This is a genomic window from Streptomyces sp. NPDC002076, from assembly GCF_053593835.1.
Map to the genome: position 1 here is coordinate 33,549 of NZ_JBSFDI010000021.1, position 23,053 is coordinate 56,601.

22 protein-coding genes and 6 pseudogenes are annotated in these 23,053 nt (G+C 69.2%); 10 read left to right on the forward strand and 18 right to left on the reverse strand.

Annotated elements, in window-relative coordinates; all coding sequences use genetic code 11:
- Nucleotides 1-34 precede the first annotated feature (34 nt).
- The 5 genes and pseudogenes from ACWCQS_RS34575 to ACWCQS_RS34595 form a co-directional block, all read right to left on the reverse strand.
- Nucleotides 35-637, reverse strand: a pseudogene (locus ACWCQS_RS34575) (transposase); the annotation flags it as partial.
- 113 nt (nt 638-750) lie between these two features.
- Complete coding sequence (gene ltrA / locus ACWCQS_RS34580) at nt 751-2,220, reverse strand: group II intron reverse transcriptase/maturase (RefSeq protein ID WP_451008115.1); 1,470 nt, start codon at nt 2,218-2,220, stop codon at nt 751-753.
- Between the two features lie 590 nt (nt 2,221-2,810).
- Nucleotides 2,811-3,331: pseudogene (locus tag ACWCQS_RS34585) on the reverse strand (winged helix-turn-helix domain-containing protein); the annotation flags it as partial.
- A 247-nt stretch (nt 3,332-3,578) separates the two neighbouring features.
- Complete coding sequence (locus tag ACWCQS_RS34590; protein ID WP_451008116.1) at nt 3,579-4,394, reverse strand: zinc ribbon domain-containing protein; 816 nt, start codon at nt 4,392-4,394, stop codon at nt 3,579-3,581.
- 46 nt (nt 4,395-4,440) lie between these two features.
- Nucleotides 4,441-4,647, reverse strand: a pseudogene (locus tag ACWCQS_RS34595) (transposase); the annotation flags it as partial.
- 125 nt (nt 4,648-4,772) lie between these two features.
- Here ACWCQS_RS34595 and ACWCQS_RS34600 point away from each other — a divergent pair.
- Nucleotides 4,773-6,051: pseudogene (locus ACWCQS_RS34600) on the forward strand (IS701 family transposase).
- 127 nt (nt 6,052-6,178) lie between these two features.
- Here the strand turns inward: ACWCQS_RS34600 and ACWCQS_RS34605 are convergent.
- The 9 genes and pseudogenes from ACWCQS_RS34605 to ACWCQS_RS34645 form a co-directional block, all read right to left on the reverse strand.
- On the reverse strand, nt 6,179-7,312 hold the full coding sequence (locus ACWCQS_RS34605; RefSeq protein WP_451008117.1) for a nitric oxide synthase oxygenase: 1,134 nt from the start codon (nt 7,310-7,312) through the stop codon (nt 6,179-6,181).
- 159 nt (nt 7,313-7,471) lie between these two features.
- Nucleotides 7,472-8,614, reverse strand: coding sequence for a globin domain-containing protein (locus ACWCQS_RS34610; RefSeq protein ID WP_451008118.1), 1,143 nt, complete (start codon nt 8,612-8,614; stop codon nt 7,472-7,474).
- A 630-nt stretch (nt 8,615-9,244) separates the two neighbouring features.
- A complete protein-coding gene (locus ACWCQS_RS34615) occupies nt 9,245-9,376 on the reverse strand; it encodes a hypothetical protein (RefSeq protein ID WP_451008119.1) in 132 nt (43 codons plus the stop codon).
- 161 nt (nt 9,377-9,537) lie between these two features.
- Nucleotides 9,538-9,738, reverse strand: a complete 201-nt coding sequence (locus tag ACWCQS_RS34620; protein ID WP_385310459.1) for a hypothetical protein — start codon at nt 9,736-9,738, stop codon at nt 9,538-9,540.
- A gap of 74 nt (nt 9,739-9,812) precedes the next feature.
- Entirely contained in the window at nt 9,813-10,082 is a 270-nt protein-coding gene (locus ACWCQS_RS34625; protein ID WP_451008120.1) for an integrase core domain-containing protein, read from the reverse strand.
- A 215-nt stretch (nt 10,083-10,297) separates the two neighbouring features.
- Entirely contained in the window at nt 10,298-10,870 is a 573-nt protein-coding gene (locus ACWCQS_RS34630; RefSeq protein ID WP_451008121.1) for a GNAT family N-acetyltransferase, read from the reverse strand.
- A 676-nt stretch (nt 10,871-11,546) separates the two neighbouring features.
- Nucleotides 11,547-11,758 (reverse strand): annotated as a pseudogene (locus ACWCQS_RS34635) (transposase); the annotation flags it as partial.
- Between the two features lie 62 nt (nt 11,759-11,820).
- Nucleotides 11,821-12,219, reverse strand: a pseudogene (locus tag ACWCQS_RS34640) (nuclear transport factor 2 family protein); the annotation flags it as partial.
- A gap of 14 nt (nt 12,220-12,233) precedes the next feature.
- Nucleotides 12,234-12,971 (reverse strand): SDR family oxidoreductase, encoded by a 738-nt coding sequence (locus ACWCQS_RS34645; RefSeq protein ID WP_451008122.1) that lies wholly within the window; start codon nt 12,969-12,971, stop codon nt 12,234-12,236.
- Nucleotides 12,972-13,094: 123 nt separating this feature from the next.
- Here ACWCQS_RS34645 and ACWCQS_RS34650 point away from each other — a divergent pair, with 123 nt between their 5' ends.
- A complete protein-coding gene (locus ACWCQS_RS34650; protein ID WP_451008123.1) occupies nt 13,095-13,937 on the forward strand; it encodes a helix-turn-helix transcriptional regulator in 843 nt (280 codons plus the stop codon).
- A gap of 109 nt (nt 13,938-14,046) precedes the next feature.
- On the forward strand, nt 14,047-14,304 hold the full coding sequence (locus ACWCQS_RS34655) for a hypothetical protein (protein WP_451008124.1): 258 nt from the start codon (nt 14,047-14,049) through the stop codon (nt 14,302-14,304).
- Nucleotides 14,305-14,456: 152 nt separating this feature from the next.
- Here the strand turns inward: ACWCQS_RS34655 and ACWCQS_RS34660 are convergent, their stop codons facing one another.
- From ACWCQS_RS34660 to ACWCQS_RS34670, 3 genes are all read right to left on the reverse strand, one after another.
- Nucleotides 14,457-14,942 carry an ATP-binding protein gene (locus ACWCQS_RS34660; protein WP_451008125.1) on the reverse strand — a complete coding sequence of 162 codons (486 nt, stop codon included), beginning with the start codon at nt 14,940-14,942 and terminating at the stop codon, nt 14,457-14,459.
- A gap of 125 nt (nt 14,943-15,067) precedes the next feature.
- On the reverse strand, nt 15,068-15,268 hold the full coding sequence (locus tag ACWCQS_RS34665; protein ID WP_451008126.1) for a hypothetical protein: 201 nt from the start codon (nt 15,266-15,268) through the stop codon (nt 15,068-15,070).
- 342 nt (nt 15,269-15,610) lie between these two features.
- Nucleotides 15,611-16,483 carry a helix-turn-helix domain-containing protein gene (locus tag ACWCQS_RS34670; protein WP_451008127.1) on the reverse strand — a complete coding sequence of 291 codons (873 nt, stop codon included), beginning with the start codon at nt 16,481-16,483 and terminating at the stop codon, nt 15,611-15,613.
- A gap of 141 nt (nt 16,484-16,624) precedes the next feature.
- Between ACWCQS_RS34670 and ACWCQS_RS34675 the strand changes: the two genes are divergently transcribed.
- The 7 genes from ACWCQS_RS34675 (at nt 16,625) to ACWCQS_RS34705 (ending at nt 22,127) form a co-directional block, all read left to right on the forward strand.
- Nucleotides 16,625-17,881 carry an MFS transporter gene (locus tag ACWCQS_RS34675; RefSeq protein ID WP_451008128.1) on the forward strand — a complete coding sequence of 419 codons (1,257 nt, stop codon included), beginning with the start codon at nt 16,625-16,627 and terminating at the stop codon, nt 17,879-17,881.
- Between the two features lie 105 nt (nt 17,882-17,986).
- Nucleotides 17,987-18,814 (forward strand): SDR family NAD(P)-dependent oxidoreductase, encoded by an 828-nt coding sequence (locus ACWCQS_RS34680; RefSeq protein WP_451008129.1) that lies wholly within the window; start codon nt 17,987-17,989, stop codon nt 18,812-18,814.
- 278 nt (nt 18,815-19,092) lie between these two features.
- Entirely contained in the window at nt 19,093-19,539 is a 447-nt protein-coding gene (locus ACWCQS_RS34685; protein ID WP_451008130.1) for a GNAT family N-acetyltransferase, read from the forward strand.
- 213 nt (nt 19,540-19,752) lie between these two features.
- Complete coding sequence (locus ACWCQS_RS34690; protein WP_451008131.1) at nt 19,753-19,980, forward strand: hypothetical protein; 228 nt, start codon at nt 19,753-19,755, stop codon at nt 19,978-19,980.
- Nucleotides 19,977-20,354 carry a beta family protein gene (locus ACWCQS_RS34695; RefSeq protein WP_451008132.1) on the forward strand — a complete coding sequence of 126 codons (378 nt, stop codon included), beginning with the start codon at nt 19,977-19,979 and terminating at the stop codon, nt 20,352-20,354. Before ACWCQS_RS34690 ends, ACWCQS_RS34695 begins: the two co-directional genes overlap by 4 nt.
- A gap of 485 nt (nt 20,355-20,839) precedes the next feature.
- Nucleotides 20,840-21,181 (forward strand): AAA family ATPase, encoded by a 342-nt coding sequence (locus ACWCQS_RS34700; protein WP_451008133.1) that lies wholly within the window; start codon nt 20,840-20,842, stop codon nt 21,179-21,181.
- 547 nt (nt 21,182-21,728) lie between these two features.
- The gene (locus ACWCQS_RS34705) at nt 21,729-22,127 is read left to right on the forward strand and encodes a PP2C family protein-serine/threonine phosphatase (RefSeq protein WP_451008134.1); all 399 of its coding nucleotides are present in this window, start codon (nt 21,729-21,731) and stop codon (nt 22,125-22,127) included.
- Between the two features lie 70 nt (nt 22,128-22,197).
- On the opposite strand, the gene ACWCQS_RS34710 is transcribed toward ACWCQS_RS34705, so the two are convergent.
- On the reverse strand, nt 22,198-22,938 hold the full coding sequence (locus ACWCQS_RS34710; protein WP_451008135.1) for an IclR family transcriptional regulator: 741 nt from the start codon (nt 22,936-22,938) through the stop codon (nt 22,198-22,200).
- Nucleotides 22,939-23,053 lie beyond the last annotated feature (115 nt).

Consider the following 23,053-nt stretch of genomic DNA (forward strand, 5'->3'; position numbering starts at 1 on the left):
GACCCGTTCTGCCTGGTCACTTTGATCGACTCGGTCAACGGCAGGAAGAACCCGTTCGTGCGCGGCTAGAGATCTTCAACGGCTGAGGTGACGGCGGCTGGAAGTCGAGCCCGGTCTTGGCGATGAGACCGTCGATGAGGCGGGGCCGATACTGCATGCGTTTCAGCCTCGTCTTCACGAACGCGGTGAGCTGGTCCAGGCCGTGTTTGGTGAGGTTGGCCAGCGACCTCTTCACGTGCGACCACACACCCTCGACAGGGTTGAGCTTGGGAGCGTACGGCGGCAGCTGGTAGACGGTCAGCCATAATCGGGCGGCGATCAGCTCACGCATGGCACGGCTGACGTGCGTGTTCAGGTTGTCCCAGACAAGAACGACGGGGCCGCCGAGCTGCTGGTGGGCGGCATCGAGCAGGCGGGCGTAGTCGCTCTCGGCGAAGCCCTTGCGGCGGCCTTTGGAGGGGCTGCGGTCAAGGTGGATGCAATAGATCAGCCGCGGCCGGTGGCCGGCTTTGGTGCAGATCAGCGCCGCCATCGAGACACGTTTGGTGCCCGCGGCGGTGACCCGCACCACCGGGGCGTGACCCCGTCGGCCCCAGGTGCGGCCCTTGGGCGGCCTCAGGCCCTGGCCGGCTTCGTCGCTGAGTAGGCCCGGGGCGCGGTGCCGGGATTGCTCCCGGTCCGTTTCCCCGGACCTCTCGCCGAACCCGCCGTGCCTATTACTAGGCAACGGGCTCTCCACGGTCTCTGCCGTCAGGTGGGTGCAGGGGCCCAGGGGGTGGGGATCTTGTTGCCGCGGTAGCGATACCGGGTGACCGGGATCGCGCTGATCTTCCGCAACTCGATCCCGTCCGCACTGATCGGCAGCCACCGCCCGGTGGCGGTGGTGAGCCGTTTGCGGACGTCCGACCAGTTCCAGTGATGCCGTGTCCTCAGTAGCCGGACGAGCCTCCACCAGACGAGGTCGTCCAGCTTGCTGAAGATGTGCTTGGCGACGGCATGCCTGAAGTAGTTGGCCCAGCCGTGGGTGACCCGGTTGAGATTGATCAGCACCACGGCGAGGTCCTGCTGCGACGTTCTGTGGGTGAGGTGACGGATCTTTGCCTTCACCGACTGGAGAGGCCGGTCGGTGATGAAGGTGTAGACGTACCACTTGTTCGTTCCGCGCTTGCGGCGCCACTGGATGTGGAACCCCAGGAAGTCGAACCCCTCGCTCAGGTGCACCACTTGGGTCTTTGCCGGTGACAGCCGCAGTCCCATCGGAGCAAGCACCTGGGCGATCTCCTCGCGCAGTGTCTCGGTGTCCTGCCTGGTCCCGTCGACCAGGACGACAAAGTCGTCCGCATAGCGGACCAGCCGCCACGACGGCAGGCCACCAGCCCGGCGTCGGCCTCGCCGATAGTCGGTGGACAGCTCTCCGCCTGGTTCCCATCCCCGGTGCAGGTACTCATCGAGCACAGACAGGGCGATGTTGGCCAGCAGTGGAGAGAGGATGCCCCCTTGCGGCGTGCCGGTGAGGGTGTCTTGATGCTCGCCGAGTTCCGTCAGGAGCCCGGCCTTCAAGAACGCCTTCACCAGCGCCAGGACCTTCTTGTCCTTGATCCTCATCCGGACCCGGTCCATCAGCGCGGCGTGATCGATCTCGTCGAAGCACGCCGCGATGTCCGCGTCCAGCACCCAGCGGTAGCCGTGGGTGCCATAGAAATGGATCTCGGCAATCGCGTCCTGGGCTCGCCGCTTGGGCCGGAACCCGTAAGAGACCGGCTTGAAGTCGGCCTCGAAAATCGGCTCCAGCACCAGCTTCAGCGCGGCCTGAACGACCCGGTCGGCGATCACTGGGATGCCCAGTCGCCTCACCTTTCCCGACCCACCCGGCTTGGGGATCTTGCGCTCCCGAACCGGCAGCGGCCGGAACGTGCCTTGTTTGAGCTGGACACGAAGGTCATCCAGGAATCCGGGGATACCGATCCTTTCCTCGACGTCGGCAGATGTGAGGCCATCGACGCCGAGAGTGTTGGCTCCCCGGTTGCCGGCGACCCGGTCGAACGCCACAAGCAGCGTCGCCGGGTCGTGCACGAAATTGAACAGATCGTCGAACCGGCGGCCGGGATCGGCCACCGCCCAACGGTGAAGCTTGGCCTGCATCTCCGATACCCGCTGACGCGGACCAACGGGGTCCGCATCCGGCGCGGCACCGCCATTCGGCGATGCATCTTTCGGCATTGCAGCGTCCTTCCCTTCCCGATACCGCTGCCGCCCTTCCCCATGCTCCGGGCTCTCCCCGGCTCGGAGTACTACGGCGGCTCCGCCCCACCCGGCCCGTTCGGCGGTCGATGCGCCTATCCCCGGAGGCGAACTGGCAGCCCGCCGCTAAGGAGTTGAGACCGGGTGGTTCCCGTGTTCACTGTGCTTCGCTCGTCGAAGTAGGAGCCCGACTGTGTCCCTGCGGCATCGCCACGAGTACGCCGTAGTCCTTCCTCGTGGCCTTCTGGACGGCTTCGAAAGACCGGCCAAGAAGTTTCCCACCACCAACGGCGGCGGTTGCGCACCGCTTCCGGCCCAGATCCACCAGGTTCGAGCCGATGGCATCGTTAAGAGACGTAAAGACGCCGGTTCCTCGCGTACTCCTCTCCGACCCGCTCGCCGAACCCGCACCATCTGGCAGTACTGGCACGTCCCGGCTTTGTCAGGGCCGCTTCCGCCCTCCCCGGCATCACCCGGATCAGGCTGCCCTCAGCTCCACCTCCCTGCTACGACAGGTCAGCGGTGAAGGTCTCTCACCTCCACACGAAACACAGCGCCTCACGGCGCAACTCGAAGCAGAGCCAGGCGCCCAAGTCCGCCGCCCTCTTTTTATGACGGGCCACTGCTCGTCCTTCCAGGCGGCGATCTTCGCCTCGTCCCGCTCGGCGGCCTTGCGGGAGGGGACCTGAACACTCCAGCCGATGCGGTGCAGCAGCAGGTCCAGCCCAGCCAGGGTGTACTCGACACCGAACCGGCGGCGCACGACCTCGGCGATCCGCGCCAGCGTCCAGCACTGGTCAGGCCAGCCGGAGGCGGCCGGACCGGCATTCAACACCGTCTCCAGTACGCGCAGTTGACCTGAGTCGAGCCTCCAGCGGGCCCCGCCGGGGCCCTTGGAGGCCAGGGCCTGCCGACCTCCCGAGGCCAACGCCCCCCGCCAGCGGTTCGCCGACATCCGGGTCACCCTGAACCGCCGGGCCACCTCCCGGTCACTGGCCCCGGCCTCGATCAGATCGGCGGCCGCGAGCCGGACTTGCTCACGCCGAGCCCTTTCCTCAGCCGTCAAGCCGCCGCCATCGGGATACCTCATCCTCCCGGCATAGCGCAGCCCACGACAGCCGTCACGACTCTACGTAATCCGCACCGTTGAAGATCTCTAGCCGCAGCAGGGTGAGGGGGGTTGGTGGAGCAGGGCAGGCCAGGCGTGGATCCGGGATCTGGATCCCGCCCGCCGCGACGACCAAGGTGCCTATTCTGCCGACGCCCACGTGAGACAACCCGGACATTCATCGTGCTTGAGGCCAACCGAGGTCCGGCGAATGTACGAGTCGTTCGCGTCATGTCCAGTTCCGTAGGCCGAGCCGCCCTTGTGCTACCACAACCGTATCGTCAGCCGTAAACTCGCCCCTCGGACACAACGCTTGACGATACGGTGACGAGGGCCTCGACCTTACGGTCGCGGTCCTCGTTGCGTGTTCGTAGCTGATGGTGATGCCCAGGGCGTCGTAGAGCGGGCCTTTCTTCTCCACGGCGGCAGTCTGGATGCGCTGTGCAATATCTCCGAGACTCTCAGTGATCCGCCGGATCTGTTGCGCGTCGAGCGGGGGTTGCTTCTTCCGGGTGACGGCGGGGTGCGCGTCGAGCTTCTTCTGCGCCGCGTCGTTGTCCCGCTGGGCCTCGTTGATCCACTGGGTGACGACGGCGGGGTCGGCTCCGGCGTCGAGGGCTGCCTGGTAGCGGGCGAGGCGCCGCTCGCAGTCCTTGATCGCCTGGCGTGCTTGGGTCTGCTCGGGGGTCTGGGGCTCTGCGGTGCTCGCTGCGGCGCTGGCGTGGGTGAGGGCTTCGATGGTGGCGGAGAGACGGTCCGGAGCGAAAGCCCGGGCGATCGACCGGTCCAGGGCCTGGCACACGATGTCTTCGCGCAGGTAGACGGTGCGCGGGTGGGTGAGGTCGGGGTAGAGGGCGGCTTCTTCCTGGGCGGCTTCTTCCTCTATGAACTCGCAGCGGTAGTAGACGCGGCTGCGGATGGTGGCGGGCTGCATCTTGCGCCCGCACAGGCTGCACCGGACCCGGCCGCGCAGGGCGTAGGGGCGCGCGCCCTGCTTGCCGGCGCGCTCCTGCCGCCCCTGGTTGCGGGCGCGCTGTGTGCGCACGGTGCGGGCGGCATCGAAGAGACCGGGGCTGATGATCGCCCAGCCGGCGCCAGCACGTCTGTCCGGAGCCGAACCCGAGCTCCCGCGGCAGCAGTTGCCAGCTGATGTCGTTGTAGAGCACGTACAGGATGCCCTGCAGGCACAGCCGGTCATCCACGGGCTTCGGACCGGGTGCCTTCTTGGTCCAGGAAGGCAGCAAAGGCTCGATCAGCGTCCACAAGTCGTCGTCCACGATCCACGGTCGGTTCCCCACACCTCACGAACGGCGGAATCCTCTTACAGGACACGCCCCACCAGCGCACGTCCACAAGATTGTGTTACGAGCTTAGGACTCCGTTGGGTCTGTCTGCCTGCAGTGTTCAGGGGCATGAGGACTGTGTGGACGCACATGAAGTCAATCGTGTTCGGGCGGAGTTGGCGCTATTCGTGGCCGACGTGTTCGCCTCGATACCGCGCAAGGACCAGCGGGCCAAGAGCGACTGCTATCTGCGGGGACTGATGACGGACGGCCGCCGCAAGTCCATCCAGGCCATGGCCTCGCGGCTTCCGGATGGCAACGAGCAGAACCTGCAGCAGTTCGTGAACCAGTCCACGTGGGATCCGGTTCCGGTGCGTCGGCGGATCGCCGAGCGGATGGTGCCGCAGGTCGGCGCGGACGCCTGGGCGGTGGATGACGTGTCGTTCCCCAAGGACGGCAGGATGTCGGTCGGTGTCGCCCACCAGTACTGCGGTGCGCTGGGCAAGCAGGCCAACTGCCAGGGCGCGGTCAGTGTCCACGCGGTCTCCGACACGGCGTCGTGCCCGCTGAACTGGCGGCTGTTCCTGCCACCGCAGTGGGCGGATGACGGCGTCCGACGAAGGCGGACCGGCGTCCCCAAGGACGTCGGACACCGGGAGAAGTGGCGTCTGGCACTGGACGCCCTGGGCGAACTGGCCACCTGGCAGCTGGTGCCGCCGCTCGTGGTGGCGGACGCCGGCTACGGCCAGAACGCGGACTTCCGCGCCGCGCTGGCCGAGCGGGAGATCCGTTACGTGGTCGGCATCCGCGGCGATCTGACCGTCCAGCCGCATGACGCGGTGCCCGCCGCCCCGGCCTGGTCCGGCAACGGCCGGCGGCCGGTGCCCCGCTACCACCGGCCGCCGGCCGCCGGTGGCGGAACTGGCCGCGGCCGCAGGACGGGAGGCCTTCGCGGAGGTGACCTGGCGGGAAGGCTCCCGCTCCCCGATGACCTCCCGCTCCCTTGCGGTGCAGGTCCGGCCGGCTGGTGTGCGTCCGCGTCGGCTGGCTCAGGCAGCCGCGGTGGCCGAGCACGGCCGGTGGGACGGCGTCGTGCCCGAGGTGTGGTTGCTGGCCGAATGGCCCGACGGCGAGGACAAGCCGACCCGCTTATGGCTGTCCGACCTGCCCGACGGCACCCCGATCCCGGAGCTGGTCCGCCTGGCGAAGATCCGCTGGCGCATCGAGCACGATTACCGCGAACTCAAGCACGGCCTGGGCCTGGACCACTTCGAAGGCCGCTCCTGGAACGGCTGGCACCACCACGCCACCCTGGTCACCGCCGCCCACGCCTTCCTCACCGAGCAGCGGCTGGCCCCAAAAGCCGACACAGCGGACTCACCCTCTACCAGATCCTCGACACCCTCCAGGACCTGCTGAACTGCTGGACCGGCGTCTGCACCACCTGCCACCGACCTCTGCCCAGCAGGACCACACCAAGATCAAGACAGACCTAACGGAGTCCTACTAGGGCATCAAGGGCAATCTGCCTACTTCAAGCGCCCTCTCAGGCTGCGCCGTAAGGGCACCCCTGCGGCACCTCTGCGGTCCGGTGCACGAAGGCCGGCCGTAGCTCGGGATCCTCGGGGTCGTAGTAGCGGTGGAACACCGCGGTCGCCCCTCCGGACAGGGGCGGGACGATCCAGCTCCAGTCGGTCGGCACCGGGCGCCCGTGCCGCCTCTCGCGGTCCACGTGCGCGAGGAACCGCCGCGACTCCGTGTGGTGGTCGGCCATGCTCACCCCCGCCTGCTCGTAAGAATGCAGGACCGCCAGGTTGAGCTCGACCAGGGCGCGGTCGCGCCACAGGGTGCGCTCGTTGCGGGTGTCGAGGCCGAACAGCTTGGCGACGGTGGGCAGCAGGTTGTAGCGGTCGGTGTCGGCGAGGTTGCGCGAGCCGATCTCGGTGCCCATGTACCAGCCGTTGAAGGGCGCGGCCGGGTACGTGACCCCGCCGATCTCCAGCGACATGTCGCTGACGGCCGGCACCGCGTACCAGCGCAGACCGAGGGCGGCGAACCCGGGATGGCGCGGATGCGTCAACGGCACCTCCAGCACGGCGTCCTCGGGCACCTCGTAAAACTCCGGAGTCAGGCCGGAGCCGGGCTGCACCAGCAACGGCAGTATCTCGAAGGGTGTTTCACCGCCTTTCCAGCCCAAGTCCCGGGCCAGCGCCACCCGGTGGGTGCTGCGCGGGTCGTCCGAGTAGCGCACCAACTGCTCGCCCAGCAGCGTGGCGGCGGGACGGCCGGGGCGATCGGGGGCGAAGACGCTGATGACCGGCCGGATACGGCCTCCGTTGGTCGCGATCCGCAGATGCTCGAAGCACTCACTGGCGATGTCGTCGGGATGCGTGACGTGCCGCAGGTCCCGCACGATCAGATTGTTCCAGTAGAGCCGGCCTATGCAGCGCGCCGCGTTGCGCCAGGCCACCCGCGCGCCGTACGCCACCTCCGCCGCAGTGTGTTCGTACGTGCCGAAGCGCTCCACCTCCGCGGTGACCTCCGCGAGCCGCCGACGCGGGTCGCCGTCGCCCGGGTTCTCGGCGGCGTACTGCCGGATGAACACCTCGGCGGCCGCCAGGACGGCCTCGTGCGCCGATGGGCGGCGCGGAGCCGGGCCGGACGAAGGGGGGAGTTGCATCGGATTCTCTCCTGCTCGGGGTCTGGTGCTCACACGAGCCCGGCGCGCCGGCGGTGGTACGGCGGCCGCACGGCCGGGAGCGGACGGGGCGATGCCGAGTCCGGCAGGCGGGCGCGACAGGCGAGTGGCCGCACAGCCGGGGCCGGGTCGGCCGGACGCTCAGTCCTCGGGCGGTTCCCGCAATTTCCGGGGCAGTAACGCGGCGTCGAGTGCGGGCACGTCGAAGGGGTCGAAATGGATCCGCTCCTGCGGGATGCCCTGCCGGGCCAGGGTGGCGCTGGCCTGCGTGACCATGTCCACCGGGCCGGAGAGGAACGCCTCGTGCCGGTACCACGGCCCGAACTCGTTCAGCACCCGCGGCAGGCTACCCTCCAGCCCCGCAATGCGCTCGTGCGACACCGCGGCCCGCACAGAGAGCCAGTGGTGCCGCTGGGACATCCTGAGCATGTCGTCCAGGCCGTAGAGCTCCTCGGCGGTCCGAGCGCCGACGAAGACGTCGACGTAGCGCTCTGCCCCGGTGCGGGCCGCGTCCTCGACCAGGGCCTTGATGGGGGCCATGCCGGTCCCGCCGGCCACGCACACCAGATCCCGGTCGCTGCGCGGGTCGAGCGTCATGTCGCCCTGAGTGGGTCCGAGCCGCACCACGTCCCCGGGCTTGGCGCTGTAGACCAGGCCTTGGCTGACCTGGCCCTGGGCGACCGCACGCACGTGGAAGGTCACGGTGTTGTCCGGTCGCGGCGCGTGCGCGGGCGAGTAGTAGCGCCACGTCTTGGGGTGCCAGGGCGTCTCGACGCTCGCGTACTGGCCTGCCGTGTACGGGTAGGGCGCGTCGGGCCGCACGGTGATTTCCGCGATGCCATGGCCGCGGTGCAGGTGGTGGATGATCTCCGCCTCCCACACCGCGGGCGCCGTGCGGGCGTCCTCTTCCGCGGCGTGCATCATCACCTGCGCGACGACGCCGTATCCGTGCGTCCATGCGGCGGCCAGCTCCGGGCTCCACGCCGGGCCGGCGTAGCGGGCCAGGGATGCAAGCAGGCACTCGCCCACCGCGGGGTAGTGGCCGTTCAGCGCCCCGAACTTGCGGTGGTCGCGACCGAGCCGGCCGCAGAACCGGATCAGGTTCTCCGGGTCGTCGACGAGGTCGACGATCTGCAGCAGCCCGCGCAGCAACCGGTCGCGCTGGACGTCCAGGTTGTCCGGGAAGAGCCCGCGCACCTCGGGGTAGCGTGCGAACAGAATGGCGTAGAAATACACCGTCATGTCCGCTGCGTACGCGCCGACCACGGCCACACTCCCACGCATCAGGGAGATTTCCTCCGCAGTCAGCGGCACGAGGTCCGGCAGCGGACTCGGCGTCGGGGGCGAGGGAGTGGCAGGAGGCGCTTCTGATTCCGGTGACTGCGCCGTGGCATCCGGTGCGTCACGGCGTCCTCGCGACGCACGGGAGAATATCACCGGGCGCCTCCCGCTTCAGATTGAATCGTCATCACCATGAGGGAAATTCAGTGTCAGAGCAGTGGGGAGCGGGGACCGCCGCGACCGCTGCACATCCGGTCGTGGTTGCCGGGGACAGGCCGATGACCGGCACGGGGTTCCGCTGTGCCGGATGCCCATCCAGCACCCAGAAAGGGTCCGCCATTCGGCTGTGGCGCCGTCTCGATACGACGCCAGGGATCAACTTGACTGGCACACAGGCAACTTGGGAACGAACGGGGCGGAACTCCCTGGGATGTCCTGCCGTTCGGTGGCGATCGACAGGACCGCATTCACCCTAATACACAATCTTCACCCGTCAACCAAAGGATAGGCACGACCTCGCCCCGACTCGCGCGCGTACGTGCCACAGGCCCGGCCTGGCACGCGTGTGTTCGGCGCCGAGGAGGGGGAGTGGACGCGGAACCGACCGGAGGAAGTGTGTGGATCCGGCCGGAATCAGACCGCGGCGCGGCAGCGCGGCAACTCCGCGAAATCCGCGTCCGCTTCTGCCGGTGAGATGCCGAAGCCCGCTCGAATTGCCACCCGAAACCAGTCGGTGTCGGTAGCTGCGGTGGATTCAGAAGTCATGGCTCACGACAGCGTAATACCGAGTGAATTCATCGAGATGAACATGATCTCTGTCGGTAAATCGGGATAACCGGGGCACTCGGGTTCCCGGGCAGCGGTATGGGTGACCCGCGTGAAAACCCTGGTCCGGGCTGATGATCCGGCCGTTTGTGTTCCTGCCGTCAGGCTGCTTGCTGGTGCTCGTTGATGGGGCCGCCGAGTAGTTGAGTGCGGCGGACGCGGCCACCGAAGGGGATGACAGGTGCCGTCTGGCTGGTCTCCGAGGCTTGGGGAGACCGTTGGTGTGGGGATCGGTGGGGGCGGTGCCGGTTGTAGTGGTCGGTGTAGGTGTTCGGGTCGGTGCGCAGGTGCCGTTCGTTCATGATGAGTAGGCGGTCGGTTCACTCGCGGCGGACGGTGCCGACCCTGCGGCTGCCGAATATTTCGTCCGACCAGGTCAGGCGGCGTGTCGGTACTCGTGGATCACTCCGGAGAGCCGGTCTCGGCGGCGTATGTCGAGACGGGAGATGCGCCCCGGATCGGTGATTGGTTCGGGGGCAGCGCGCAGTGGTGCGGCCTGGTGCATCGCTTGATGGGGTCGGTGGGTGTTGTGGTGCTGCTCGAACTGGCGGAGGGGATGGCGCTGGTGGCGCTCGTTCCAGATGAGGGTGCGGTCCAGGAGTTCGTGGCGGCAGGTCTGGACCCAGCGCTCCATGATGGCGTTCATGCGCGGCATCCGCACTGCCGGTGAGCACGGTCTGGACGCCGGCGGCTGCCATTGGTCGGCGGGCTGCGCATCACCCTCCGGCGCGGCCACTGATCGGGTGTCGGCGCGGCCATCCGCGACGGGCAAGGCTCCCGCGCCGTCGAGGGAGATGCCGACATCTCAACTCGTATGCGCAGGAGCCTTGTTGCGGGGGACCGGTCGACGACCCAGCCGGATCAGAGACCGCCGGGAGTGCCGAGCCGACCGGACGGAGCGAGCGAGGGCCATACGCCGAACCACTGCTCGGCACCGTATTCCTCGAACCGCTCCACCTCGACGAACCCCAGCTTCGCCGCGAGGCGCATGGCGCGGTCGTTGGCGGTCTGCGTGCAGAGCACCACCGGCTCGCCGGGAAGCACGCCAGCGAACCAGTCGAGTGCCGCCGCGCACGCCTCGGCGGCGTACCCGCGACCCCACGCCTGCGGCAGGAACATGTAACCCAGCTCGGCCTCTTCGGCATCCGGGCGGACGTGGCCCGGACGCTCCGCGTCGCGCCGATCGAGCGTGATCATGCCGATCATCGCTCCGTCGAGTTCGATCACGAAGAGACCGGGGCGCCGCCCCGGCACCTCGGGCACCGTGCGTTCGAGCTCATCACGCGGTCGAGGGCCACCGATGTAGGCGCCCACCTCCGGCGACGCGAACAGCTCGATGAACGCCGCACGGTCCCGGGCCCCGGACTCGCGGAGCACGAGCCGTTCGGTCCGTATCGGGGCAGGTGGCCAGGCGGCAGGTCCGAGTTCAGTCATGCTCGGTAAGCTATCGCACGACCGTGGAGTGATCCGGTCCTTCGGTGGCGGTGAGGAAGCCCTGGTGGCGCATGCCCCTGTGCAGGTCGAACAGGGACAACTGAGCACCATCGCGTCGGGAGCCGTCGTGTTCGAGGGCTGGGCGCCGGACTCGGCCGGGCCGGTGCCGGACGGCCTGCCTTTGTCCGATGGCGCACCACGTGGAGTGCGTGGCGGTCGTCGAAACCATCACGAAGGAGTACTGACCTCCAAGGTTGAGGTCGGGGTTCCTGTTATCGGGTGACGGAAGACAGGCAGGATCGGCGCTCGCCAAGAACTCTGACACGATGACGGGCAAGACTCACGTCTGGATCCCAAGGCTGAGCCGCCCATGCGCCACCAGGACCGTATCGTCAGCGGTCAACTCGCCCCTCGGACACAACGATTGGCGATACGGTGACGAGGGCCTCGACCTTACGGTCGCGGTCCTCGTTGCGTGTTCGTAGCTGATGGAGATGCCCAGGGCGTCGTAGAGCGGGCCTCTTTTCTCGGCGGCGGCGGTCCGGATGCGCCGTGCAATGTCTCCGAGACTCTCCGTGATCTTCCGGATCTGTCGCGCGTCGAGCGGGGATTGCTTCTTCCGGGGGACGGCGGGGCGCGCGTCGAGCTTCTTCTGCGCCGCGTCCTTGTCCCGCTGGGCCTCGTTGTCGTGCGCGCTCGCAGCGAGGACCACCACGCCGATGATCAGGCCCAGCACATCGACGGCCAGTCCCCGCTTCCTGCCAGGCGTCTTCTTGTTCGTAGCCAGTCCCGTCGTCTCCTTCGGCACCCCCGCCGGCACGCGGACGGACTGGGTGTCGATGACACCAGGGACGGGCCCTCCAATCGCCGGGCCCGCTCCCGCACCCGAAGGCTCGCAGGGTGTCGTCGCCATCGGGCCACAAGACCCCGAGCCGCTGCCGGGTCAAGAGCCAGCCGTTCCCGTTCCGGCGGAACTCCCAGTCGTAGGGGCCGCCCATGGAGTAGGGGGCGGAAGTTCTCCCAGGAGCGGTGACGGCGACGAACCACATGTATCCGATGCCGGTTGCCCGGTCGCCCGCGTCTACGTGCATGTTGAGGATGTGGTGCTGGATGCTCGTGTAAGTCGACTCGGCCTCCTGCACCTTCGCGCGGATGGCCTCCCTTCCCTGGATTCGCTGCCAGGGCCCGAACTCCAGCACGGCGTCTTCGGCCCAGCACGCGGACCAGGTCCGCCAGTCCTTGCGGTCCAGTGCCCGCCAACCGCGGATCATGAGGGCGCGCAGGGCGTCCCGGTCCTCCAGGTCCCGCACTCTGCGCGCCAGGTCGTCAAGAGGGTGGGTGTGCAGCATTCCGGTTCCTTCCGTCACTGGGCGCTCGCTGCAGGTCGTACGACGATCTCGTTGACGTCGACGTGCGGCGGCTGGGAGATCGCATAGGCGACCGCGTCCGCGATTGCGGAGGCCGGCAGGGCCACGGCGCGGTAGGCCCGCATGGCCGCCCGGGCGGCCGGGTCCGCGATGCCGTCGGCGAGTTCGGACTCCGTGACGCCCGGTGAGACCAGCGTGACCCGAATGTCACCGGCGGACTCCTGACGCAGGCCCTCCGAGATCGCACGGACCGCGAACTTGGTGGCGCAGTAGACGGCCGCGGTGGGAGAGACCTCGTGCGCCCCGACGGAGGCGATGTTCACGATGTGCCCGCCGCCATGCGGGCGCATCACGGGCAAGGCGGCGGAGATGCCGTGCAGGACACCCCGCATGTTCACGTCGATCATGCGGTTCCACTCCTCCGTCCTGAGCGCCTCCAGCGGCGACAGCGGCATCACCCCGGCGTTGTTGACCATCACGTCCACGCGGCCGTAGCGCTCTTCGGCCGCTGCCACGAAGTCCTGGACATCGGCGGCCTCGGTGACGTCCAGGCGCTGGGTCGCCGCCGTGCCGCCCGTGGCGGTGATCTCCGTGACGAGCTGGTCCAGGCGATCGGTGCGCCGTGCTCCCAGGAACAGGCGGTGGCCGTCGGCGGCGAGCCGGCGGGCGGTCGCCTCGCCGATCCCGCTGCTGGCACCGGTGATCGCTACGACCTTGACTGTCTGGTCCGGCATGACTGCCCCTTCTCTTGGTAGGGCACCGAGTCTGGGCGAGGTGTTCCAGACGGCCCAGGCCGTGTGCTGCCTGGGTGCGGTACACCCAGGCAGCACACCAGGCCCGCGGCCTAGCCTGGGCACATGACCGACAACCAGCTGGGTGAGTTCCTGCGGGCGCGCCGTGCGGCCGTGCGGCCAGACGAGGTCGGGATGCCGAGCCACGGCGTGCGAAGGGTGGCCGGGCTGCGCCGCGAAGAGGTCGCCGTACTGGCAGGGGTGAACGCGGACTACTACACCCGGCTGGAACAGGGCCGCGAACGCCACCCGTCCGCGCAGGTGGTGGATGCGCTCAGCCGCGCGCTGCTGCTGGACACAGACGCCCAGGCGCACCTTCACCAACGGTCCGGAACCGCGCCGTCCCAGCGGCCCGTCGCCGCCACCGACCAGGTCGCCCCTGCCCTGCGCGTCCTGCTGGACGGCTACCCCAGCACTCCGGCGTTCGTCATCAACCCGATCCTGGACATCCTGGCCGCCAACGCCCTGGCCGAGGCGCTGTACTCCCCCTTTGAACCGACGGACAACCTGGCTCGCATGGTCTTCCTCGACCCGGCAGGCCGGCCGTTCCATCCCCGGTGGGACCGGACAGCCGAGACGGTGGTGGGGCACCTGCGCCAGGCGTCCGGCGCCGATCCGGGCAGTCCACGCCTACGAGCTCTCGTAGGCGAACTCAGCACGCGCAGCACGGACTTCGCCCGGCTGTGGAACACCCACACCGTGCGCGGCAAGACCCGGGAAAACAAGCACTTCCACCACCCGGACGTCGGCGGCCTGACCCTCACCCACCACGCATTCGACGTGCGGGACGCCCCCGGCCAGCAGTTGATCATCTACCATGCCGAACACGGCAGCCCCAGCGCCGAGGCACTCAGCCTGCTCGGCTCCGTGCACGCCACAGCCAACCGCACCCATCAGTCCGCCGGGTGACAGCCTGCGCGTGGCACGGTGAGCACAACAGATCTACGGACCTCACGCATCTTGATGGCCGCAGCACTCAAGCGGCCCTTCCGGGCGGAAGAGCGGCGTCCACGACCGTATGTCCGAGGCCGAGGTCGACGCCGCCGTCAACCGGATGCAGGCCGACACCGGGGTACGCATGGTCACGGTCGTCATCGAGGCGATGAAACTGTGGACGGCCAGCTGCGCCGGCCCCGCCGACCTGCGCACGGTCGACGACATGGCACGGATCCTGATCAGCGCCATCATGATGTTCACCCCGGACCCGAACAACGGCGAACCGCTGCCATCGCTGCTCACGGGTCTTCGGGCTGCCGCGCTGGGCTCGACTACGTGACGGGTGTTTTCGACAGGTTGAGCGGTCTTCGCCGTCGAGCCTGTCGAGGTGGTCCCGCAGGTGCGATGCGGCCTGCGGCAGGGCGAAAGCCACCCGCTCAAGGGCCACGATCGTGTCCTAGATGTCGGCCGGCTGCATCCCGTTCGTCATGATCAAGGAGCCGTTGAGTGTTCGGACCGCCTCGGCTGCCTGGTCCGCGAGATGTGCGGGCAAGCGTGGGGAGGCCATGGAGGGCGTTCCTTTCCCGCGGGACGGCGCGCGGTCATCTCAGGGGCGGGGCTTGCGTTTCGTGCCATCCGTCGCGCGGGTCGGTGTCGGCCTTGGTGGGCAGGTGGAAGACGGCGGTGGTGCCGCCCCCGGGGGGTCTCCTCCAGACGCAGGGCGCCGCCGTGGGCGGTGGCGATGCGCGGGCAGGTGGCCAGTCCCAAGCCGGAGCCCTCGACGTCGCGGTGCAGGCGGGTGAACATCTCCATCACCCGCTGCCGGTCCTGCGGCGGGATGCCCCGGCCGTTGTCGAGGACACGGATGTCCCACCCACGGCATCCGACCCGACCGCAAGGGCTACGCCCAGGCCCGCGCCGCCGTCGACCAACTGCTCGCGTCCTGGGAGAACCACGCCCGGACGGCAGCGGCGTCAAAAGATCCCACGCCCAAGCGGACAGTCATCGCCCATGTGCCGGAGATCAGGACAGGCCACACTGGCACGACCAGGGCTTCCCGACCGACCTCGACGACTGGACGATCGGCGTCCTGATCACCTACCTCACCGACGCCGATCATCGCCAACGAGCAGCGCCTGCGCGCCCTGGACGTCCAGACCGCGGCCGTCCGCGCCGCCGGCCACGCCGGCGAGATCGCCCTGGCCCCCGTAGAGGACGGCGGCATGATGCAGACGGCCGCCGACCAAGACGAGCTCGTCACCAGCGCCAAGGTACGCCGCGTGCTCGGCTGGCGCCCCAGCCACGCCTCCATCACCGACGCAATCGATCTCCACTACCGCGGTTGGAAGGCCGCGCAGCCGAACGGCCGACCATCGCGCCGAGATCCGTCGTCGCATTGTTCGGTGTTCTCACCCCCTGGGACTCCCGGACGAGGGCCGGTGTCTTCACCGGCTGCTGTCCGGGTGACCGGACGTGCCGAGGGCGGCCGGCCTCGGCGGGTAACGCTGACGTTGCTGCGGCGTTCTCTCCGGGGAGCGACGACTGAGCCGGAGGACCACCCGATGCGTCAGCCCCGGGGATCGATGGCGACCGGGGGCTCCGGGCCGACCGGCCGCAGTTCAGGCGAGGAGCCTTCCCCCCCGTCATCAGGTTGTGCGCGCGGTGGATGCCTTGGCTGCCGCTCGTGCGGGCCGGCCGGGGCGGGGGTCGTCGGCGAGAGTGCGCAGCAGGACGAGGGCGTCGGCGCTGGGGGTGCCGGGTTCAGCCGAGTAGACCAGCAGTCGCTGGCCGGGGGCGCTGGCGACGGTGAACGCCTCGTAGTGCAGGTACATCTCGCCGACCTGCGGGTGCCACAGCGGTTTGTCGTCGCTGGTGCACGGCCGGACGTCGTACCGGGCCCACAGCTCGGCGAAGGCCGGACTGCGCAACGAGAGTTCACCGATGACCTGGGCGACGCGCGGGTCATCAGGAAAGGGGGCAGCCTGCGCGCGTAGGCTGCTGACCAGGCTGCGGGCGGCACGGTCCCAGTCCCGGTAGAACCGGCGGCCGGCCGGGTCGAGGAACAGCATTCGCAGCTGGTTGTCCATCCGGGCGAAGCCGCTGAAGAGCTGCCCGGCGGAGTGGTTGGCGGCCAGGATGTCCAGTGCCGGGCCGACGATGCAGGCCGGCAGGTCCAGGAAGTGGTCCATCAGCCGCCGCAGCTCGGGGCTGACGGTGGTCACCGGGCCGGCGGCGGTTCGCGGCGCGGGCTGGGCCAGCCGGAACAGGTGCGCGGCGGCGTCGTCGTCGAGGTGCAGGGCGCGGGCGACGGCACCGAGCACCTGCTCCGAGGGATGCCGTTCGCGGCCCTGCTCGAGGCGGGTGTAGTAGTCGGTGCTGACCCCGGCGAGCAGCGCGACCTCCTCCCGTCGCAGGCCCTTGACCCGGCGGGAGGTGTGCGACGGCAGGCCCGCCCGCTCCGGCGAGACCAGGTCGCGACGGGCGCGCAGGAAGTTGCCGAGCTCGTTAGCCCTCGTCATACCCGCAACGGTACCGCCGACTTCAGGGGGAGAGCCTGGGTGTGTCGCACCCTGGCTGGGAGGGGGTGCAACACACCCTTCTTCGTCGGCCGCCGCCTTCCTAGCGTTGCTTCCGGAACAACGTCCGGAAGGTGAACAGATATGCGTCAGTTGGTGGGTGTGCCCGAGAAGGCCGCACCGCGGCGGATGAATCCCGCACTGACCCTGGTACTGGCGGTGGCCTGCGGGCTGACCGTCGCCAACCTCTACTACGCGCAGCCGCTGCTCGACCTCGTCGCCCGCTCCTTCGACGTCAGCCAGGGCGCGGCCACGACCGTGGTGACACTGACCCAGACCGGGTACGCCCTCGGCCTGCTGTTCGTGCTGCCGCTCGGCGACCTGGTCGAGAACCGCAGGCTCGCGACGCGGACGCTGCTCGTGACGGCGACCGCGCTGCTGCTCGCCGCAGCGAGCCCGGTGTTCGGGATGTTCCTCGCCGTCTCGGTGCTGGTGGGGACCACGTCCGTGGTCGCGCAGGTCCTCGTGCCGTTGGCGGCTCACCTGGCCCCAGCCGACCAGCGTGGCAAGGTCGTCGGCCGGGTCATGAGCGGTCTGCTGACCGGCATCCTGCTCGCGCGGACGGTGTCGAGCCTGGTCGCTGACCTGCTCGGTTGGCGTGCGATCTACGTGATCTCCGCGGTCGTGATGCTCGCCCTCGCCGTCGTACTGCGCCGGCTGCTGCCGCAGCGCGCGCCGGACCACGCGGCCGGCTACGTCGCGCTGTTGGCCAGCCTGGGCGGGCTGGTGCGCAGCGAGCCCGTGCTACGTCGCCGGGCCCTGTGCCAGGCGACGATGTTCGGCGCGTTCACCACGTTCTGGACGACCATCGCCTACGAGCTCATCGACGAGCACCACTTCGGCCAGGTCCAGATCGCCCTGTTCGCGCTGGTCGGTGCCGGCGGTGCTGCCGCCGCGCCGGTCGCCGGGCGGATCGCCGATCGTGGGCACGGCCGAACCGCCAGCGGCGTCGCACTGCTGCTCGCCTCGTGCGCGTTCGTGCTCGCCGCGCTCGGGCACGGCAGCGTGCCGCTGCTCGCCGTTGCCGCGGTGCTGCTGGACTTCGCCGTGCAGTGCCACCAGGTGCTGAGCCAGGCCGAGATCTACGCCCTGCGCGCCGATGCCCGAGCCCGGATCAACACCGTCTTCATGACTACCGTCTTCGCCGGCGGCGCCACCTCCTCCGCCGTCGCCGGCGCACTGCACACCGCCTACGGATGGTCCGGCGTCTGTACCTTCGGGACGGTGCTGCCGCTGGCCGGCCTGCTGATGTGGGCCCACGGCCAGTGGACGGCGCGCACCCAGGCGTCGGCGGACGTCGTACGGGCGGCCGAGGCCGCGCACATGGCGGATGTCGCCTGACACGCCGAAGCCGGCCGGCCCCGCCCACCGCCGCCATTCATCCGCGCCGCCAGACACCGGCGCAGGCCTGCCCGAGCCGGCACACCACCTGTAACTGGAGCACGCATGAGCAAGATCTGGTTCATCACCGGCGCCGCAAGGGGCGTCGGGCGCGAGTGGGCGACCGCCGCCCTCGAACGCGGCGACCGGGTGGCCGCGACGGCCCGGGACACCGCCGCACTCGCCCACCTCGCCGCGGCGTACGGCGACCTGGTCCTCCCGCAGCGGCTCGACGTCATCGACCGCGCCGCCGCTTCCGCGGCCGTGCGGGCGGCGCACGAGCACTTCGGCCGGCTCGACGTCGTCGTCAACAACGCCGGCTACGGGCAGTTCGGCATGATCGAGGAAATCAGCGAGTCCGAAGCCCGCGACCAGCTGGACACCAACCTGTTCGGCGCCCTCTGGGTCACGCAGGCCGCGCTGCCCCTCCTGCGCGCGCAGGGCTCGGGACACATCCTGCAGGTCAGCTCGATCAGCGGCGTCTGCGCCTTCCCCAACACCGGCATGTACGCCGCCTCGAAATGGGCCCTGGAAGGCCTCAGCCAGTCGCTGGCTCAGGAAGTCGCACTGTTCGGCATCAAGGTCACGCTGATCGAACCCGCCGCGTACGCCACCGACTTCGGCGGCCCGTCCGTGCGCACCGCGACGCCCCACCCGGCGTACACCGAGCTCCTGACGCACGTTCAGCAGGCCAGGCGGCGGCGCCACGGGACGCTCGGCCACCCGGCTGCCACCCGGGCCGCCGTGCTCCGGCTCGTCGACGAGGCCGAGCCGCCGCTGCGGGTCTTCCTCGGTGACGGACCACTCGCCACCGCGACCGCCGAGTACCGGACGCGGCTGGAGACCTGGCGCAGCTGGGAGCCGCTCTCGGTCGAAGCCCACGGCAAGCGCTGAGAACTTACCGGCCCCACTGGGTGGGATGCCGTCCGAACCAGGGCCCGGCGGGTGTCGGTACTGCCGTGCCGACACTCGCCGATCACCTCACCACTGTCGCCGCCGCGCCGGTGATGGTGACGAGTTCATCCAGCGAGCCCGCTCCGGCGACGTCGAGTGCCAGGTCTACCCACGCGACGCCGAGCGCACGCAGCCGCGCGACCAGGCCCGGACCGTAGCTGACAGGTGCCGCGCCGAGACCGGAGACGAACGCCTGGCTCTCGGGGCGGGCCGTTCCGATGACGGCGGGCCCCGCGCGCCACCGCCAGTTGTACGGCGATGCTCCCGACGCCGCCTGCCGCTCCGTCGATCAGCAGGGTCGTTCCCTCCACCGCGCCGAGCAGGTGTGCACGCCGGTCGGGCTCCCGGTGGCGGTCGGCGGCATCGACTACACGGTCACGCCCGGCGCCGGCACGCTCTGGCAACTCGGTGTCCACCCGGCCCTGCAGTCCTGCCGGATCGGCACGCTGCTGATCCGCTCCGCCGAGCAGTGGATCGGCGCCCGGGGCCTGACCCGCGCCGAACTCGGCGTCGAGGAGAGCAACCCGCGCGCCCGCGCCCTCTACGAACGCCTGGGCTGCCAGGCCTTCGGCCGCGAGCTCGACTCCTGGGACGTGGAGGCCGAGGACGGCTCGCTCCAGCGGTGCGAGACGATGTGCACGCTGATGCGCAAGGACCTGGCGTGACGCTGGATTTCGCGGCGTTCGTCGCCTGGGGCGAGGACCTGCTACTGATGCGGCCCCACCCGGACTCCCCAGCCCACCAGTCCTCCTGACCCGGACCAATAGCCGAATCGGGCAAAGCAGCTCAGAACGTCCTCTGAGTGGTGGGATCACCGCAACCTGTGCCCCGTCACCGGCCCCGGACGCCCCGGCGGACAGCAGTCCCTCGCTCTCGCCGTGGCTCGACGGCATGAGAGCGGCTCGGGTATCCGCGTACGGCTCCCCGGTGAGTGGAGCGACCCCGCGGCCGCGGACGTCGACGCGCTGCTCGACCGGCTGCCCGCGGGCCACCGCGCCGACCTGTTCCTCGACCTCGGCACCGTCCTGACCGACCGGCCTGACGCCGCCAAGGAGCCATTGCGTGCCCTTGACGCACTGGTTCCACTCGCCTCTGGCGCGCCGTGACCGTACTGGCGGGCGACTTCCCCGAACCGCCGGACGACTTCCGGGAGGGCGTCCCGTACGAGGCCCCGCGTACGGACTGGGAGACCTGGCACGAGATCCGGCACAGCGGGCGCGTATACCTTCCTCGACTGCGCTACGGGGACAAGGTGCCGTACGGGAGGCAGTACGACGACGCCAATCGGGAGGCCGCCCGATGCCTCGCCCGACTCGCGGACTTTCGCGGTCCTGAGGCGGGTGCGGGTGAGCGGTGGCTGCGCGACCGGGCTCACGGATCCGTCCCCACGGGCAACCACTCCAGGTGGAATCAGGTGGGCAACATCCAGCACATGACGTTCGTGGTGCGGAGCCTTGGTGAGAGGAGTTCTCTCTGTTGACCGATACCATCCCCGCCCGGGGTCTGCAAATGGGGTGGCCGAATATGTCATATGGTCGACGCCCCAGTCGTAGTCTCTCGCCGAGGCAGGCTGCCCGGCCGCCCAGGGGGATCGGGGGATCATCTATGCCGCACGAGGGGCATCCGAGCCCGGTGGGCGAGTTGCTGAGAGCAGCGCGTATCGAGATCGATGCGGAACTGCGCAGCGACGGCGGAAACGCGCCGAAGGCCTCTCTGAACGGTGGTCGAAGACTGTCGACGGCGCGAGGTCAGCACGAATACGAGTTCCGATTCACACGCTGGCCTCAAGTCCTCGATGGCAGGCCATTGTTGGTGCGCCCCTCGAGATCGCGGGGAGTCTGGACCCAGGCAGAAGTTACCCGACTGCCCGAGAACAAGGTCCGGGTCCTCACCAGTGCCGACTTTGGGCAGAGCCCGGGGCCGGTGCAACTGCGCGCGGACGACTCCTTGACGTGGAGAGTCCTTGTGGAACGTCTGTCGACCATCGGCGAGGCGAACCACCCTGTACGTCTGGAGAGCGCGGGGTGGATGGTCGGACTCGGCAGTCCCCGGGTGGGGCGGGAGCCCGATCCGGCGCAGTGGATCGCCAACTGGCCCTCCAAACAGTTGAATTCACGTCAACGTCTCGCGGTGTCGCAGGCCCTCGCCAGCGAGGTGACGTTTCTGTGGGGCCCGCCCGGTACGGGCAAGACCGATGTGGTCGCGCACATCGTCGAAGGGTGCCGCCGTCAAGGCCTCAAGGTTCCGCCCAGCCCGTTCTCGACGGTTGTTCCGCTCGCACCGCGACGCATCAGGTGCGGTGCGTGATGGTGCCGGCGTATGTCGAGACGAGTCGTCCCGCCAAGATCGGCGATCGGTGTGGGCAACGGGTGCAGCGAGCGACCGTTCGCGATGCCCTGATGGGGTCGATAGGAGTCGTAGAAATGGGGCCGATAAACGCGTCATTCCGGCCGACTGGTGAGTGAGTCAGGCCCTGGCCTCAGGGAGAGGGGAGTGGGGCCCTTCGGGAGATCCTGTGGCCAGAGCCCCCCTTGCGCCACCAGGACCGTATCGTCAGCGGTCAACTCGCCCCTCGGACACAATCACAGACGATGCGCAGATGAGGGCCGCGACCTTTAAGATCGCGGCCCTCATCTGCGTATCGGTACTGATGGTGATGCCGAGGTTCGACCTTCAGTCCGTGGCGGTGATCACCTGCGCGATCGGGCGTGCGTTCAGCTCGGGATCCGGATGCGTCGCGCGACATGCTCGATGATCCCGAAGTCGAAAAAGAGTGCGCCGGTCAGGGCGCGAGGCCGACCGGCGCTGCGCTTGGTCCGGAGCTGAGGCTCGGCTCGGTCGAGTGGGCCCGCCCGTGCGAAGTGGTGCCAGCTGTCTGTACGCGCACATCGATCCGGTCCACCACACCGCCCAGTTGGCCACGGCCGGTCACTGCCCGCCCCTGCTGCGTCACCCCGACCGGCACACCGATGTCCTGGCAGCACCCCCAGGCCCACTGCTCGGGGTCGACCCCGTGGCGGAGTACCCCACCGCCGACATCCCGCTGCCGCCGGGCACCCTGTTGGTCCTCTATACCGACGGACTCATCGAGAGCCCCGGCACCGACCACGACACCGCCCTCACCAACTTGGCGGCAGTCCTCTCCGAAGCCACCGGCCCGCTGGACCTGGTCGCCGACACACTTGTCGCCCACGCCCAGCCGTCAGGCGATCGTGCAGATGACACCGCCCTCCTCCTGGTGATGGCCTGTTGAGGCGTACGCCGGAGCCGACGCAACGGACGTCGCCGGAGGGCGACGGCCAGCCGCTCGCCGGCGCAGGGGATCAGGCGCGGTTGATCCCGTACTGGGGGCCGAGAGCGGCGACCGTCTTCTTCAGCTCTTCGCCGACATCGTCCAGACGATCCGCGTCTGCGGGGTCGACGGCTGCACTGATAGCCGCTATCGGACTGCCGTCGGATGCCAACAGGGGCGTGGCCACGGCAAAGGCGTCCTTGAACGTGACTCCGCGGTTGAAGGCGAGTCCGCGGGAGCGGATCTCGGGGAGCTCGGCGAGGAACTGCCGGACCTCTCCTGCCTGCTCCGCACTGGCCAGCTCCAGGAGCCGGTACATCTCCTCGTCGGGGACATGGGCGAGCAGCGTCTTACCGGCAGCGGTCGTGTAGAGGGGGCGGCGGGCGTGGGTGCGCGCGACGAAGGTCAGGCCCGGTGACTCCTGACCGGCGTGGTCGGTGTAGACGAGGGCGTCCCCGACGCGCACCCCGGCGAGGACGGTGCAGCCGAGGGCCTTGCTCAACTCGGCCAGGAAGTTGTGATCGAGTGAAAGGGCGGCCAGCTTGTTCGCGCGTGCGGCGAGGATGAAGGGCCCTGGTCCGAGGTGGAACCGGCGGTCGTCCTCGATGAGATAGCCGCGAGCGAGAAGGCCGTTGGTCAGCTCCTGAACGGAGCTCTTCGCCGCGTCCAAGGTGGCTGCCAGCTCAGCCAGCGTCACGCCCCGCGGGCTCAGGGCGACGGCTTCGAGGATCCCGATCACTCGGTCGACCGTGCGATGCGGGCGGACGGGCATGGGCTGATGTTAGCACCGCCCTCCCGAGAAAAGTCCGTGCACACGTCTTGTCAGAGAGACGTGGATCACCTTAGCGTCCCTGCCATCCGGAAATACGGCTTGGCGTACGTAAATA

What these genes read in the sequence shown, in the direction of transcription:
- ACWCQS_RS34685 (WP_451008130.1), top strand. Translation starts at nt 19,093, where the DNA reads ATGACGGCGGGCCCCGCGCGCCACCGCCAGTTGTACGGCGATGCTCCC.
- ACWCQS_RS34680 (WP_451008129.1), top strand. Translation starts at nt 17,987, where the DNA reads ATGAGCAAGATCTGGTTCATCACCGGCGCCGCAAGGGGCGTCGGGCGC.
- ACWCQS_RS34625 (WP_451008120.1), bottom strand. Translation starts at nt 10,082, where the DNA reads ATGAACGCCATCATGGAGCGCTGGGTCCAGACCTGCCGCCACGAACTC.
- ACWCQS_RS34615 (WP_451008119.1), bottom strand. Translation starts at nt 9,376, where the DNA reads ATGACTTCTGAATCCACCGCAGCTACCGACACCGACTGGTTTCGGGTG.
- ltrA (WP_451008115.1), bottom strand. Translation starts at nt 2,220, where the DNA reads ATGCCGAAAGATGCATCGCCGAATGGCGGTGCCGCGCCGGATGCGGAC.
- ACWCQS_RS34610 (WP_451008118.1), bottom strand. Translation starts at nt 8,614, where the DNA reads ATGCGTGGGAGTGTGGCCGTGGTCGGCGCGTACGCAGCGGACATGACG.
- ACWCQS_RS34620 (WP_385310459.1), bottom strand. Translation starts at nt 9,738, where the DNA reads ATGAACGAACGGCACCTGCGCACCGACCCGAACACCTACACCGACCAC.
- ACWCQS_RS34710 (WP_451008135.1), bottom strand. Translation starts at nt 22,938, where the DNA reads ATGCCCGTCCGCCCGCATCGCACGGTCGACCGAGTGATCGGGATCCTC.
- ACWCQS_RS34650 (WP_451008123.1), top strand. Translation starts at nt 13,095, where the DNA reads ATGACCGACAACCAGCTGGGTGAGTTCCTGCGGGCGCGCCGTGCGGCC.
- ACWCQS_RS34675 (WP_451008128.1), top strand. Translation starts at nt 16,625, where the DNA reads ATGCGTCAGTTGGTGGGTGTGCCCGAGAAGGCCGCACCGCGGCGGATG.
- ACWCQS_RS34605 (WP_451008117.1), bottom strand. Translation starts at nt 7,312, where the DNA reads ATGCAACTCCCCCCTTCGTCCGGCCCGGCTCCGCGCCGCCCATCGGCG.
- ACWCQS_RS34645 (WP_451008122.1), bottom strand. Translation starts at nt 12,971, where the DNA reads ATGCCGGACCAGACAGTCAAGGTCGTAGCGATCACCGGTGCCAGCAGC.
- ACWCQS_RS34655 (WP_451008124.1), top strand. Translation starts at nt 14,047, where the DNA reads ATGTCCGAGGCCGAGGTCGACGCCGCCGTCAACCGGATGCAGGCCGAC.
- ACWCQS_RS34630 (WP_451008121.1), bottom strand. Translation starts at nt 10,870, where the DNA reads ATGACTGAACTCGGACCTGCCGCCTGGCCACCTGCCCCGATACGGACC.
- ACWCQS_RS34670 (WP_451008127.1), bottom strand. Translation starts at nt 16,483, where the DNA reads ATGACGAGGGCTAACGAGCTCGGCAACTTCCTGCGCGCCCGTCGCGAC.